The 14,985-nt window shown below is 41.6% G+C and carries 14 protein-coding genes and 1 pseudogene; 7 read left to right on the top strand and 8 right to left on the bottom strand.

All coding sequences use genetic code 11. From position 1 onward, the window contains the following. Positions 1–114: 114 nt before the first annotated feature. Both LC653_RS18940 and LC653_RS18945 read right to left on the bottom strand, forming a co-directional pair. Entirely contained in the window at positions 115–480 is a 366-nt protein-coding gene (locus LC653_RS18940; protein WP_229496116.1) for a PIN domain-containing protein, read from the bottom strand. Positions 481–485: 5 nt separating this feature from the next. Beyond that, a complete protein-coding gene (locus LC653_RS18945) occupies positions 486–725 on the bottom strand; it encodes a hypothetical protein (protein WP_229496117.1) in 240 nt (79 codons plus the stop codon). A gap of 554 nt (positions 726–1,279) precedes the next feature. Between LC653_RS18945 and LC653_RS18950 the strand changes: the two are divergent. Further along, positions 1,280–1,579: pseudogene (locus LC653_RS18950) on the top strand (Uma2 family endonuclease); the annotation flags it as partial. 4 nt (positions 1,580–1,583) lie between these two features. Here LC653_RS18950 and LC653_RS18955 read toward each other — a convergent pair. The 3 genes from LC653_RS18955 to LC653_RS18965 are packed head-to-tail and all read right to left on the bottom strand — an operon-like array spanning position 1,584 to position 3,282. Next, positions 1,584–2,174: a Uma2 family endonuclease gene (locus tag LC653_RS18955; RefSeq protein ID WP_229496118.1), complete on the bottom strand. Its 591-nt coding sequence runs from the start codon at positions 2,172–2,174 to the stop codon at positions 1,584–1,586. A 59-nt stretch (positions 2,175–2,233) separates the two neighbouring features. Continuing rightward, positions 2,234–2,821, bottom strand: coding sequence for a DUF2808 domain-containing protein (locus LC653_RS18960; RefSeq protein ID WP_229496119.1), 588 nt, complete (start codon positions 2,819–2,821; stop codon positions 2,234–2,236). Between the two features lie 23 nt (positions 2,822–2,844). Next, a complete protein-coding gene (locus tag LC653_RS18965) occupies positions 2,845–3,282 on the bottom strand; it encodes a DoxX family protein (protein WP_229496120.1) in 438 nt (145 codons plus the stop codon). 593 nt (positions 3,283–3,875) lie between these two features. Here LC653_RS18965 and LC653_RS18970 point away from each other — a divergent pair. After that, the gene (locus LC653_RS18970; RefSeq protein WP_229496121.1) at positions 3,876–4,706 is read left to right on the top strand and encodes a lectin OAA family protein; all 831 of its coding nucleotides are present in this window, start codon (positions 3,876–3,878) and stop codon (positions 4,704–4,706) included. A gap of 166 nt (positions 4,707–4,872) precedes the next feature. Here LC653_RS18970 and LC653_RS18975 read toward each other — a convergent pair whose 3' ends face one another. Beyond that, positions 4,873–5,253: a Spx/MgsR family RNA polymerase-binding regulatory protein gene (locus tag LC653_RS18975; RefSeq protein WP_229496122.1), complete on the bottom strand. Its 381-nt coding sequence runs from the start codon at positions 5,251–5,253 to the stop codon at positions 4,873–4,875. A 211-nt stretch (positions 5,254–5,464) separates the two neighbouring features. Between LC653_RS18975 and LC653_RS18980 the strand changes: the two genes are divergently transcribed. Next, positions 5,465–7,654, top strand: a complete 2,190-nt coding sequence (locus LC653_RS18980; protein ID WP_229496123.1) for a DEAD/DEAH box helicase — start codon at positions 5,465–5,467, stop codon at positions 7,652–7,654. 28 nt (positions 7,655–7,682) lie between these two features. On the opposite strand, the gene LC653_RS18985 is transcribed toward LC653_RS18980, so the two are convergent. Further along, positions 7,683–8,552 (bottom strand): SMP-30/gluconolactonase/LRE family protein, encoded by an 870-nt coding sequence (locus LC653_RS18985; RefSeq protein WP_229496124.1) that lies wholly within the window; start codon positions 8,550–8,552, stop codon positions 7,683–7,685. Between the two features lie 269 nt (positions 8,553–8,821). Between LC653_RS18985 and LC653_RS18990 the strand changes: the two genes are divergently transcribed. Further along, entirely contained in the window at positions 8,822–9,547 is a 726-nt protein-coding gene (locus LC653_RS18990) for a Uma2 family endonuclease (RefSeq protein ID WP_229496126.1), read from the top strand. A 301-nt stretch (positions 9,548–9,848) separates the two neighbouring features. Here LC653_RS18990 and LC653_RS18995 read toward each other — a convergent pair whose 3' ends face one another. Then, positions 9,849–10,787, bottom strand: coding sequence for an NAD-dependent epimerase/dehydratase family protein (locus LC653_RS18995; protein ID WP_229496128.1), 939 nt, complete (start codon positions 10,785–10,787; stop codon positions 9,849–9,851). Between the two features lie 361 nt (positions 10,788–11,148). Between LC653_RS18995 and LC653_RS19000 the strand changes: the two genes are divergently transcribed. The 3 genes from LC653_RS19000 (at position 11,149) to gmd (ending at position 14,976) form a co-directional block, all read left to right on the top strand. After that, entirely contained in the window at positions 11,149–12,285 is a 1,137-nt protein-coding gene (locus LC653_RS19000; RefSeq protein ID WP_229496235.1) for a glycosyltransferase, read from the top strand. 117 nt (positions 12,286–12,402) lie between these two features. Beyond that, positions 12,403–13,158: an undecaprenyl-phosphate galactose phosphotransferase family protein gene (locus LC653_RS19005; RefSeq protein WP_229496237.1), complete on the top strand. Its 756-nt coding sequence runs from the start codon at positions 12,403–12,405 to the stop codon at positions 13,156–13,158. A gap of 738 nt (positions 13,159–13,896) precedes the next feature. Next, complete coding sequence (gene gmd / locus LC653_RS19010; RefSeq protein ID WP_229496130.1) at positions 13,897–14,976, top strand: GDP-mannose 4,6-dehydratase; 1,080 nt, start codon at positions 13,897–13,899, stop codon at positions 14,974–14,976. The last annotated feature ends 9 nt before the right edge of the window (positions 14,977–14,985 follow it).

Consider the following 14,985-nt stretch of genomic DNA (forward strand, 5'->3'; position numbering starts at 1 on the left):
TTGAGCACGGGTCAGATTGCTGGGGTATGCTTTACTCATGTTGCTCTCTCAGTGCTGTCTACTATCTATTCACAGCGTATACTGAGAGAGCTTTTTTACCATCTCTCCGACTTTTCAAACAGCCTCTAAGGTTCCCTTAACATTTAATCCCAGTCGAGTTGCTTCTTTTCTGGCTGCAAAGTCATCTAAAATTATGTAATCTGTTTGTAATTCAGTGCCTAAAGCAATAGCCTCCGATTCTCCTCTCCCTAGTCGAATATTTAGACGATTGGCTAAGGAAAATAATTGAATTTCTTTGACTAATATTTTATCGACATCAATTAAAGCTTTTACCTGCTGACTAGCTGCATCAGATTTAGCACTGATTTCTTCTGCAACAAAAATCGGCAAATAAAAGTCATCGTCAGAATCTAGAAAAATATCGAGAAATTTCAGACGCGATAAAAAGATTAATGGAGAAGAGTTAAAAACAACCTTCACACACCCTACCAATCCTTTTCTATAGCGATATCTTGTTCAGTCAAGTAGGAAAATTCCAGCCCCATCAAATCTAATAGTTTAAGAAATACATCAGGCTCCATTTCCATGATTTTTGCGGCTTTTTTCAAACTAATAACTCTCGAAAATAACGCCCCTATCACAAACAAAAATGTTTCTTTTTGCTCAAGATTATTAAATAATGGAATTTCTGAGGCAACACTTCTTAATTCTTCCTTACTAGTCATAGGTATTTCAAGCTACCGACTTAATATCCTCTAGATTATCCCAAACTTCTGCAAGCGATGTCTACCGACAAGTCAACTTAACATGAAATGGGCAGTTAGAAACCTCGTCTACACAAACAAAAACTACTAACCTGGGTTTCAACAAGTTATTAAGCCCCTTGTTTTGTGTTATACCAATCCACGAAAATCCTAAGACATATAGATTTCTCGTAGGGGCATGGCATTGCTCATAGGTGTCAACTTAACGTAAAAGCTATGTCCCGCAAGGAACTGAACTTCCTTGGCTTTTAGCGGAAGTCTTCTGTTGATGACTAAATATAGCCAAAAATCTTTAGTCTACTTCAGTAGACTTTAGCTATCAGCCTTGAACTTTAGTTCGAGGCGGGTGAGGAAGCTAACAGTTAAGCTACTTTTAGCTTAAGTTGACACCAATGGGCATTGCTATGCCCTTACCAGGTCTTGAAGGAAATTGGCATACTCTTTGGCCAAATGATTGTCAAACAACGAATATAAATTTGTTTGTAAATCAAGGGGTAGTCGCACGAGCAAATCCGATAACAAAAGAGAGATGGAATGCACTCACACCCGAAGAACAAGAAAAGTTTCCGCCGATCGCACCAGATTTTGTTTTAGAGTTAATGTCACCAAGCGATAGTTTGCGAGAAACGCAAGCCAAAATGCAGGAATATATTGATAACGGAGTTAAATTAGGTTGGTTAATTAATCCGAAAATGCGTCAGGTAGAAATCTCTCGGATTGGTAAACCAATACAAATATTAGCATTTTCACAAGAATTATCAGGAGAAGATGTTTTACCAGGATTTATTTTAAATTTGCAAATAATTTGGGGATAAATATTTATTGATTTCGGATCACCTGCTCAAATTCAATAAGAGCATCGTACTGGTCAGGCATTGCGATATAATGCAGCAGTAAAGCAGGGTCTAAATTTGGAAAAAACCCACTCCGGTTTACTTCTTCATACTCGCCACTCTCGCTAAGACGGAATATTTGTATCGAGTTAGATTTCCAAAACCAAACTTCCGGCACTTTTTTAGGCTTGTATAACTCCTTCCTGTTAATGCTTCCACTAGTAACAATAATTTCAATCACAATGTCAGGAACTTCTTTTTCTGTGCCAATGCTGTAAGATTCATCTGGCGTACCAGAAGCATAGCCAGGTTCTTCCAAAGTAAAACCACCACGACAGTAGAACCGGATGCCCAACTTTTTCATGTAAGCTTCTAGTAGCAAGCCGAGAGTTCTTTTCACTTTCTCATGTTTATCTCCAATGGGTGACATAATTTCTAATATTCCTGACAAATAAGATAGTCTGACATTGCGGTTTTCCTGAAGTTGTGTTTCAATACCTTTAAATTGATCCCAAGAAACATTCTTGAGAGTTACTAGTTTTTCTTCTGTGGGCTGCTCTACAAGTGGGATGCTCATAAAAACACTTTCCTTATACGTTCACTAATTCTACTTTTTCGATATTGACGTAATGCACCCTATGGAAACCACCAGTTACTTCTATTGCTGTAAAATTGAAACCGTCCAAAGCCGAGAAATTGTCCGTGGGATTTCTCACCCACCGGAAACGCTGTCACACCCAGTAAGTAGACACCAGAAAAGCTGGGATTCTTCACAGGGCGGAGGGCGATTGTAACTGTCTGTCCCGGAGTGACAGGCGGATTAAAGTTCACAGAAACTGTTCGTGTCTTGCGTTCTGCTGTGACTGCGCCTAGTGTTAGCCGAGATTCTTTGCGTAGGCGTAGCCCGCCGCAGGCATCGCTAGTTCCCACAAATGCGCGAGTATCATTAAGATCATAGCGGATGTTTTCTGCTCCCTCCCTCTGTGCGATCGTTACCTTCTGAAGGGATTCTCCAGCATTTTCCGGCACGTTAATCGTAAAATAGTAAGTTGCGCCCCAAACATTTACATCTTTATAAGTAGTCGTCGCGTTAACAAGTTCCGGCGGTTGGACAAAGTAAACAGTGCCATCTCTAAGCTGCACCGCTTGAATCACCGGAACAGCAACTCCTCCAATACTTATGGCTAACGAGAGTGTTATCCCAAACAAAGTTGCAACGCGCATAATTCAGATATAAAAAAACGCACTCATTCCAATTCTAATTCTTTGGGAATGAGCGACTTGGGAATAATAGAAGCTTGTTTTTCCCTATCAGAAGATTTCGTATACCACCAAGCCCAAGCAATTAAAACTGCTTGAAGGGGAAGCCTGACTACGTGTACCCAAGGTGAATTTGGTATATGTTCAATCTTAATAAGATTAACCGCCATATTAATATTGGCAGGGTAAACAGCAATAAAAAGAGCAAGAAGTCCCCAAGCAGCAGCTTGACTTACAGGCGGGACTAACAAGCCGATACCACCCAAAATTTCATAAAAGCCACTGAGATAAACTAATCCTAAAGGGTAAGGTAGTTGCGGCGGCACAATTTTGACATATTCTTCTGGAACAAGAAAGTGTGTCACTCCAACCACAATGATGCATATAGCAAGGATGACACGTAAGACTTCCTTATACTTATTCATGGGTTTTGCCTGATTATATACTTGTCTCTATTACTTCAGTTTGACTGATGGATGCTAATCTGCATTGAGTCAATAGGAGTAAAAATCGACAAAATTTTCCAAAGTACTTACAAAAGCGATTGCAAGTATAAGTATAACTGATGCACCGGACTGTACTCAAAGATTGATTTACTAAGTACGTCACGGCTCGCTTGGTAAAGCAAAACACATTTTTATTAAAAATTTATTAAATCTGCTTGTAATCTTAACTACGATTGTACTAGTATAATAACGGCAGCCTAAAAGACTAATATTTGCTGCTTAACAAGACTTTTGCCAAGTATTTGCTTAACTATGAGGCAAAACGTAGAACCTGCGCTCAGACGTACACGACAGTTAAAACTACTTCTACAAAACCATACAGAACAGAATATTCTTGACTGAATTTTTTGTTAGATGGCAAAAAGAAGCGTGTAAAATCTTAGGTTTTTTCTATGTCAAGCCTTGTAAATTGGCAAAGGTATTGTTAATTAATTGTGCGTACTTTTTTCCGCAATCAAATCGGATTGTTATAGATTCACTTTGACTAAACGATCAAAACTTCGGAGAAAAAAATGACAGCAACAACAACAACCAATACTAATAATCTATACAATGTACAAAATCAGTGGGGTGGCGCTTCTGCTCCGTGGAATCCTGGTGGAACATGGGTAATTGGAGCTAGAGCCTCTCAGCGCATTGTCGAACTCAAAGTTTCATCCAGTGACAACGGCAAGACACTTACTGGAACCACGACATATTCTGGTGAAGGCCCCATCGGTTTTAAGGCTAACTTAACTGGGAGCGACACCTACAACGTAGAAAACCAGTGGGGAGGCTCATCTGCTCCGTGGAATCCCGGCGGGACTTGGATACTCGGCTCGCGGGGAAATCAAAATGTTGTTGCGATCGATATTACATCCAGCGACGGCGGTAAAACCCTGACTGGAACTATCACATATTCTGGTGAAGGCCCCATCGGTTTTAAGAGTGTTGCTGTTGATGGCCGTGTCTATAATGTGGAAAACCAATGGGGAGGCTCATCTGCTCCGTGGAATCCTGGTGGGACTTGGGTACTTGGCTCTCGGGCAAATCAAAATGTTGTTGCGATCGATATTACATCGAGCGACGGCGGTAAAACCCTGACTGGAACTATCACTTATGCTGGTGAAGGCCCCATCGGCTTTAAAGGTAACATTGTCAGCAGCAACAACTACACAGTAGAAAACCAGTGGGGTGGTAATACAGCGCCGTGGAATCCTGGTGGGACTTGGCTAATCGGTGGTCGTGTGGGACAGAATGTAGTAGCGCTCAACGTCACATCTAGTGATGGTGGGAAGACCCTAACTGGAACCACGACCTATGCTGGTGAAGGGCCTATCGGCTTCCGATCGAGCCAAATCTAAAAAGGCGATCGCGCTATACCGGTTCTCGGTTAAGTGAGGTACAAGAACCCAACCCCCTCCCCGCTGGTTAGTGGAGGGGGCTATGATGTGTAACTTGTATGATTAGGAAACGCTATAATAACGCCAATAAGAATGTAGTTTCCTCTAGTTTTAACTATGGGGAAACTCAGCACTCAGAACTCAGCACTCCTGAAGCTAAATCTAATTTTTCTCGAACTATTCCCTCATCTCTAAAGCCAACCAGCACAGCTATTCCATCTTTAACGAAAAGTGGACGTTTGAGCAGCATTGCGTCGTGAGTAAATGCATCAACCCACTGTTCGTCAGCCCAAGTCTTCTTTTCATCTCCTAAAGCGCGGTAGGATTGACCAGAGGTGTTTCGCATGGGAGCAAAACCCAAAGACTTTACCCAGTTTTGAATCATCTCACGAGTCGGCGGAGTATCTTTGGTGTTGATAAACTCATGGTCAATGTTGTTATGTTGGAGCCACGTCAAAGCTTTTTTGCAAGTGCTGCAATTGGGAATTCCGTAGACTTGAATAGACATAAAACAATTAAGCAACAATCTTCATATATGACATAGTAGGTGGAACTTCTGCCACCAATGCTCTTGTCGTAGAATATCTACGGCAGAAATTTAAGGGTAGCGATCGCTTTTAGTAATCGGTAATTCCAAGTATGGAACTCGTCGATCCATGATTCGAGGGTTCTGAAATACCAAGGAGTAGTTTTACTAACACTTTTCATCCATAAAAAATATGAGCGATGCCTTTAACCGACTTGCACCCTTCATCCAAGAATATATTTATCATCACCAGTGGACTGAATTACGACCAGTTCAAATTGCCGCTTGTCAAGTTATATTTGACACCGATGCTCATTTGCTAGTTACTGCTGCAACTGCTGCGGGTAAAACAGAAGCAGCCTTTCTACCAGTTTTGACTCTATTACATGCCAACCCTGCTGCAACTATAGGGGCATTATATATTAGTCCAATCAAAGCTTTAATTAATGATCAATTTGAGCGTCTCAACGACTTACTCAAAGAAGCAGATATTCCAGTTTGGCACTGGCACGGTGATGTTTCTCAAAGTCGAAAAAACAAACTTTTAAAAAAACCTCAAGGCATTCTACAAATTACACCAGAATCTCTAGAAAGTTTGTTAATTAACAAAAATAACGACTTAGTTCGCTTATTTGGTGATTTAAGGTTTGTTATTATTGATGAAATTCACGCTTTTATGGGTTCCGAACGCGGTTGTCAAATTATTTGCCAATTACAACGTTTAGCAAAATTGACGCAAAAACAACCGCGCCGTATTGGTTTATCAGCAACTCTTGGTGATTACTCAATAGCAGAAAATTGGTTACGTTCTGGAACAGAAAAGCCAGTGATTACACCGGAACCTGACGGGATAAAACGCCAACTAAAATTAGCTGTAGAACATTTTTATATTACTGATGAAGTAGATGAATCAGAGGCAACAGCTTATGAACAATATATTTTCAACCTCAGCAAATCTCGCAAATGTCTGATATTTGCTAATAATCGCACACAAACTGAATCTGTAATAGCATCTTTGCGACAAATTGCCACAGAACAAAGGCTACCAGATATATATCATGTGCATCATGGGAGTATATCTGCTAGTTTGCGGCAAGCAGCTGAAAATGCGATGCGTGAACCCAACAATCCAGCAGTTACCGCCGCCACTCTGACTTTAGAATTAGGCATAGATATCGGTCATTTAGAGCGAGTTATTCAGTTAGAATCACCCTTGTCTGTAGCTAGCTTTTTACAGCGTTTAGGACGTAGCGGCAGAAGAGGTGAAGCTGCCGATATGCGCTTAATTTGCGCTGAAGAGGAACCATTACTAGAAGCTTCTCTACCAGAACAAATACCCTGGCAACTTTTGCAGTCTATTGCTATCATTCAACTTTATTTAGAGGAACAATGGATTGAACCAATCAGACCGATTAAATATCCTTTGAGTTTGCTTTATCACCAAACAATGAGTATTTTAACAGCAGCAGGGGAAATTTCACCTAATGCTTTAGCTAAACAAATTTTTAGCTTGCCGCCCTTTGCTGCTATTTTAAAAGAAGATTTTCAACTATTGCTCCGCTATTTAATTGATATTGGTCATATTCAGCATACTGAGCAAGGTAAATTAATCCTGGGTTTGGCAGGAGAAAAGATTGTGAGAAAATTCCAGTTTTATGCTGTCTTTGCTGAACAGCAAGAATATATTGTTAAGCAAGGTGCAACGCAAATTGGCAGTATCGTCACGCCGCCTGCTGTTGGAAATCAATTTGCTTTAGCTGGGAGAACTTGGGAAGTCGTAGAAGTTGACTTTAAAAAGAAGGCTATTTTTGTTAAACAAGCCGAGGGTAAAGCTAGTATTTATTGGTGTGGTAGTGGTAGTACTATTCACACCAAAGTTTTACAACGAATGCAACAGGTTCTCTTTGAGAATGTCGAGTACAGCTACTTGCAAAAAAATGCTTTGCAACGTTTAAGTAAAGTTCGCCAATTGGTGCAGCAAGTTGGATTAGATAAACAAAATATCTTGCAATTAGAAAAAGGTAAATGCTGCATTTTTCCCTGGATGGGTACGGTTGCTTATCGCACCTTAGAAAGATTACTCAACTCCTACTGTCGAGAATCGTTGGAAATTACAAGTATTGGCGGAGTAAATCCTTATTATTTAACAATTAAATTAGGCAAAGATAAATTTAAATATCTTTATCATGAAATTGCTTCATTGTGTGAGCAAAGAATTACCTCAGAAGATTTACTCAGTACTTCAGAAGCACCGGAAATTCAAAAGTATGATCAATTTATTCCTCATCCACTTTTACGAAAAGCTTTTGCTAGCGATTATTTAGATATGAAAGAACTTAAACAGCAAGTAGCACTGTGGAGAGAAGAAAACATAGCACAATAGTTTAATTACCTGTAAATTGCGATAATTATTAAAAATCATAAGTAGGTAATCCAGTAACATCAGTTTGGAGAGCAAACAAATCACCAGAGTAGAAGCTTTTTTCGATCTCTGCTTGGCTGAGTCCAACTGAAGCAGTGGTAATATAAAGTGTTTGCAAATCTTCGCCCCCAAAAGTACAGCTAGTTGGCAATTGCACAGGTAGCTTTATCCGCAATATCTCTTCACCCTTGGGATTGAAACGAATCACACACCATCCATCCCACATAGCTGACCAAATATGTCCTTCACTGTCTATTGTCAACCCATCTGGATGGAAGGATTCATGAGTTAAATCAATAAAAATTCGACGATTAGTAATGTTTCCTGTTACTGAATTAAAGTCGTAAGCATATATTTTTTGCTGAGGAGAATCTGTTAAGTAAAATGTTTTTTGATCGGGACTCCACCCTAAACCATTAGAAATAGTCAATCCTGTTTCCATTACATGTAATAAACCATCATTGTCATAGCGATAGAGGCTAGCCTGTGGTTTTTCCAAAGAACACATTGAGCCAAACCAAAAACGTCCTTGAGGGTCACATTTACCATCATTGAGACGGTTATCTGGTAGATTTCCTTCAATTTCTAAAATGGGGGTAACTACACCTGTCTGGGTGTTGAGGAATGCCAGGTGATGGCGCAGTAACATAATTAATCTATCTGCACCTGCTGTTGCGATCGCACCTACTACATCTCCCACATCAAAAAAGCTGTTTTTCCCCGTGGCAGGATTGAACTGATGCACCCGATGGTTAAAAATATCGACCCAGTACAGTAGGTTTTGAGTTGAGTCCCAGATGGGGCCTTCACCCAAGCGGGCCCTGGCTCCTAGAACATTGTGGAGTGGATATTGTCCCATAAGCAGTTAATTTAAATATTAAATATTCAAAAGTATATACCTAAATGGTTACTTTCATTAGGTAAAACATTTGCGACATATTTACAACACTTCTTCCTTTTTATTCAAGTTCAGGGTTTGTATACCATTTCCGAATTCCTGTTCCAGTAAAAACTAAAGACGCGATAAATTGCATCTTTCCCAGGTATAAGAAAAAATATTTTTTTTGACTTTGGTCAAACCTTTATCGTGATCCGTTAACTTAAAATTAGTCGGTCAGGATTCCCCTTATGTACCAAACAGACCCGCCGCGCCCTCCAAAAGAAACTCTACCCACTATGTATGATCTTCCCAGTGAATACCCGGAGGACTCTGGTTTGCCTGACGAATTTCACCTTTTTCAACCCCAACTTCTGCGCGAAACCTTCTGTCCACCTAACTATCCAGCAGAGGAGGTATTTGTTGCCACTGACTTAAACCTTTACTATGACCTCCGGCATACACTATGGTACAAACGCCCGGACTGGTTTGCTGCCGTGGGAGTTTCGCGTCTCTACGAACAGCAAAACTTGCGTCTGAGTTATGTCATCTGGCAAGAAGGGGTTGCTCCTTTTGTAGTGGTAGAATTGCTTTCTCCTGGCACTGAAAAAGAAGACTTAGGACAAACTCTGCGGGAGATTAAACAACCGCCGACCAAATGGGAAGTTTATGAGCGGATTTTGCGAGTTCCTTACTACATTGTGTTTGACCGCTACACTGACAAACTCCAAGCATTCCAATTGGTTGCAGACCGCTACAGCGAATTGGACTTGACTACCCCACGGGTGTGGATGCCGAGTTTGGAACTGGGCTTAGGACTTTGGCAAGGTTCTTACCAAGGAATTGAGCGGTTGTGGCTACGTTGGTATGATGCATCTGGGAATTGCCTTCCCACGCCCCTCGAACGAGAAAGTCAACGTGCTAACAGATTAGCAGCACAACTGCGAGAGTTAGGCGTTAACCCTGATGAGTTGTGAAGGTGCGAAAAGCATCAGTATATGCACACAGCGATCATAGGTGTCAACTTAACGCGAAACGGGCGGTTAGAAACCGCGTCTACACAAACAAAACCCACCTCCGTGGGTTTCAAACCGTTAATTTGACCTTAGTCTGCGGAGGCAGACGAAAGCCTGTGTAGCCAAGCCAGTGCGGTCTTCTCCCAAGGGGAGACGCCAAGGGCGATGGGGGTTTCCCCCATGAGCAACTGGCGTGCGAATTCTATTCGCCAGGGTTTAAGTTGACACCAATGCACAGCGATGCGCCCCTAAATATCTTTACTCACAACGCTTGTAAAATCTCCTCATCTACAGAGAAATCAACATCAGCTTTATCTTTTGCATTAACCAAATAATCATTTTCCAGAGAATCTTGTAACCCAGAAATCAAATCATATTCAGGATGCCAATTTAATTCTGTTTGCGCTTTATTCACCGAAGCAAAGAAATGCTGCACTCGCATCGGAAAAGCTTTGCGTTTGCCAAAATCAAACTTTTTCGGGTCATAATGGACGATTTTTACAGCATCGGGTGATTTGCCAGCCGCTACAGCGCTAGCACGGGCTAAACCATCAAAAGTGACAAAGCGATCGCCAGAGATATTATAAATTTGCTCTATGGCTTGTTCATTGCCCAAAACCTGAGTCAAAGCTTTTGCCAAGTCTTTTACATGACCAAACTGGGTGATATGCAACCCATTTCCGGGGATGGGAATGGGGCGATCGCGCACAATTCTGTCAAAAAACCAGCCTTCCAACTCATTATAATTACGAGGCCCGTAAATATAAGTAGGACGAATGGAAGTAAAAGGTAATCCCAATTGAGTCAGATAAGCTTCTGTTTCATGTTTACCCTTATGGCGACTTTTAGGATCTACTGGATCGCCTTCTACATGGGGCAATTGGTCAGATTTGAGATACACCCCCGCAGAACTCATATAGACAAAATGTTGCACTCGGTCTTGAAAAATTTCTGCAAGTGGTTGAGTATCAGTAAGTTCCCGCCCGTTATTGTCAAAAATGACATCAAAGTTTTCTTGTGATAACTTTGCCTTTAATTGAGTAGCATCAGTGCGATCGCCTATAATTTGTCCTACTCCCTCTAAAGAAGGTGCTGGCCGATTTCCCCGATTGAACAGCACCACCTCATGTCCTTGTTCCACTAGTAGTTGAGTCAAATAGACACCAATGAACCGAGTACCACCCATAATTAGAATTCGCATAAATTCACCATTTATATATCAGTTGCGTTAAGGGAGTAGGGAGTGGGGAATAGGGAGTAGGGGAAAAGCAGGGGAGGCAGGGGGAGCAGGGGAAGCAGGGGAAGCAGGGGAAGAAAACTATTGGTTATTCCCCATTCCCCATTCCCCATTCCCCACTCCCCACTCCCCACTCCCCACTCCCCATTCTGAGATTATCAGGTTGCAGCATCCATCTGGAACCTCTAAGGAAAAGATTCCGTCCCATTTGCTAATCTGGGGCGCTTCCCGTTAATTAATCACAAAGGAAAACTTTTCAGTCGGAGTCTAAGAAAACTATCTTCAATTTTGAATGCGTGAATTTTGAATTTTGAATTGTTTAGCTGTGCCCTTGAAATATGCTCTGGTTCATGAGTGGCTGACACCCAAAGCCACCGGTGGTTCAGAACTCGTTGTACGAGAAATTTTGAATCATATTGATGCTGATTTGTATGCTCTCATAGATTTTGAATCCAGCAATCCTGAAAGTTATTTATACAAGCGTCAAATTGGCAAGACGTTTCTCCAGAACTTTCCCTATGCCCGCAACGGTGTACAAAAATACTTGCCTTTGTGGCCTTTGGCAATTGAACAACTTGATTTACGGCATTATGACGTAATTCTGTCTTCATCCCACGCTGTTGCCAAAGGAATTCTTACCACTCCCGAACAGATGCATATTTGCTACTGTCACAGTCCTATGCGCTATGCCTGGGACTTAACTTTTGATTATCTGCGCCACAGCAAACTGGGTAGTGGTTTACCTGGATGGGTAACACGATATTTATTACATCGTTTGCGCCAGTGGGATGTATTGAGTGCCAATCGCGTTGATTACTTCATTGCTAACTCGCAACATACAGCTCGGCGGATTTGGCGTTGCTATCGACGAGAAGCAACAGTCATTTACCCACCAGTGAATATTGCGGAATTTCCGTTTCTGTCTGAGAAAGAGGACTTTTACCTGACAGTTTCCCGCTTAGTGAGTTATAAGCAAATATCGTTGATTGTCAAGGCTTTTAATCAACTCAAACGACCATTAGTAATCATTGGTACAGGAGATGAAATGAACAAGATTCGCGAGATGGCAAACTCTAATATCCAAATACTGGGATGGCAACCCGATAATGTGGTAAAAAAATATATGTCTAGCGCTAAGGCGTTTGTGTATGCAGCTTGTGAAGATTTTGGTATTGCCTTAGTGGAAGCACAAGCCTGTGGCACGCCAGTGATTGCCTACGGTGCAGGGGGTGCTTTAGAAACAGTACGGGATATCCGCTCTGGAGTGGATACAGGGACAGGTATATTCTTCAGGACGCAAACAGAGGCGGCTTTAGTGGAGGCAGTAGAAAAGTTTGAAGTGTATGAGGGTTCGTTCAGTTCCGAGTATATGCGATCGCACGCCGCGCAGTTCTCACCGCAAATTTTTGCAGATCGTTATTTAGATTTTGTAAACAAATGCAACGAAAAAAGACCATTTTAGCAATGATGGTCTTGAATAACATCTTATTTTTTTAGGCTTTTGGCAATTTCCCCCAGAAGCACCTCATTTTGGCTTTAATATTGGGACTATGTGTGGTGTGGATTATTAAGGAGTATGATGACTGCCCAGAGCTCACTCCTCTCCGGCAAGCGAGGCGTAAGGCAAGACACTAGAGCGTCTACGCGTTTCTTAAAACGCGGTCAAAAAACAAGGACGCCAAAAGTTAAGCCCAAAGGTTTATCTTTTCAGGGTTTAAACGGAGAGTTTGTCAAACGACTGTTCGATATAGTGTTTTCGCTGTCGGTATTAATTTTGTTCTTCCCCGTCTACTTAATTTTGACTTTGCTGATTGCTTTCAGCTCAGAAGGGCCAATTTTTTATGTCCAGGAACGGGTAGGGAAAAATTACAAACCGTTTAATTGTATTAAGTTCCGAACAATGGTAAGCAATGCGGACGAAATCCTCATGCAAATGATGGAAACATCGCCCGAGTTGCGACAAGAATTTGAAAGCAGTTTTAAGCTGAAACAAGACCCCCGGATTACCAAAATTGGTCGATTTTTGCGAATTACTAGCTTAGACGAATTTCCCCAGTTCTGGAACGTTTTAAAAGGGGACATGAGTGTAGTCGGTCCACGACCCCTAGTAGCAGAAGAACTGCCAAAATACGGTTGTCACATTGATGAGATTTTAACAATCCGTCCAGGAATTACTGGTTTGTGGCAGGTATCTGGGCGTAATGATATTCCCTACCCTCGGCGAGTCCAAATAGACCTGCATTATGCTAGGTTTAGGAATTTATGGCTTGATTTATGGATCATCTTGAAAACTGTTGATGTGGTCATTCTGCCCAAAAATAACGGAGCATACTGAGTAACTACTTAGGGTCGATTCTGTGGGGCAATTAATGCCCCTAAATAGCAATTCTTTCCCTAAGACTAAACGATTGTTCATCTTTGCTCTTATTCTAATTTTTGCCAAAAGTTTAATTTAAAATATTTATTTTATCGAAACAGAATTCAGGAGTCAGAATTTAGAATGAATTCTGACCGAAAGAGCCGATAGCGAAACGTAAAGCCTTCTCTTCTCCTTCTCCTATGGTCGCTGCTGCGCGTAGCTTGGGCTTGTCTGCGACACACTACATTTAGCTTGCTTAAGAGTAGGGGTACGCCAACGGCATAGCAACTCTTAGAGACGCACTCGCGTTCGCTTAGAGCGAATCCGCATCCCTTGCGCTGTAGAGAGCGTCAAGATTGCTGACCGGAGCTAACGGAAACGTCTCCGGCTTTGCTCCTGAATTCTGACTCCTGAATTCTTCTTCAATCAGTCTTCACCAAACCAGAGATATATGAAGTTTTGACAAAAAAATAACGTACACAAAAAGAATCTTTATCTATTTAATAAAAGAAATATACATAATTAAACAATCTTGATATATCTAAGAAAACTGACGTGTTAAATTACTTCGTTATTAAGTATATTTATTTACGGATAAAGTCTGTTAAGAATAAGAACTCGTAGGTTTCCCATTAGGCAATTGAGCAATTAGCTGCTAGGTTGTATCAGATTGGCTGTAACTTTTTAATCAAAGACAATAAGGGATAATTAAGCATGACGCAACAGAAGCGAGCGTTGATTACTGGTATTACTGGTCAAGATGGTTCATATCTAAGTGAGTTTTTGTTGGAACAAGGTTATGAGGTTCATGGCATTATTCGCCGGACTTCTACCTTTAACACAGACCGCATCGATCACATTTACGAAGACCCCCACAAAGAGGGAGTGCGGTTGTTTCTTCACTATGGTGACTTGACAGATGGTACGACGCTGCGACGTATTTTAGAAGAAGTCCAGCCAGTAGAGATTTACAACCTGGGCGCTCAATCCCATGTCAGAGTAAGCTTTGATTCACCAGAATACACGGTGGATGCTGTCGGAATGGGAACGTTGCGTCTGTTGGAAGCAATTCGGGACTACCAACAGCGTACCGGAATTCAGGTGCGATTTTACCAGGCGGGTTCTTCAGAAATGTACGGTTTAGTACAAGCAATACCTCAAACTGAGACAACGCCCTTTTATCCCCGCAGTCCCTATGCCTGTGCCAAAGTTTACGCTCACTGGCAAACTGTAAATTATCGTGAATCTTATGATTTGTTTGCTTGTAATGGCATACTTTTTAACCACGAGTCACCACGACGGGGTGAAACCTTTGTAACCCGTAAAATCACTAGAGCAGTGGCTGGTATCGTTGCTGATAAGCAGAAAAAGATTTACATGGGTAATCTAGACGCAAAGCGAGATTGGGGCTATGCGAAGGATTACGTGAAAGCAATGTGGTTGATGTTGCAGAAAGACCAGCCAGATGATTACGTAATTGCTACTGGTGAAACCCACTCGGTGCGCGAGTTTTTGGAACTAGCATTTAGTTATGTAAATCTCAATTGGGAAGATTATGTAGAGTTTGATGAGCGTTACCTCCGTCCATCTGAGGTAGAGTTGTTGATTGGCGATTCTACCAAAGCACGCCAGAAGTTGGGCTGGACACCATCCGTAACCTTTGAAGAACTAGTTTCTTTAATGGTAGAAGCAGATTTACAAGCATTGGGTCATACTTCACCCAATGGAAATGGTTCGCAATTTCCATTAGATATAGCGACTATTCGTCAACAACTGGGCGCTTTGCACTTCTGATTCGCACCA

Source organism: Nostoc mirabile CHAB5784 (genome assembly GCF_020829645.1).
Classification (GTDB): Bacteria; Cyanobacteriota; Cyanobacteriia; order Cyanobacteriales; family Nostocaceae; genus Nostoc; species Nostoc mirabile.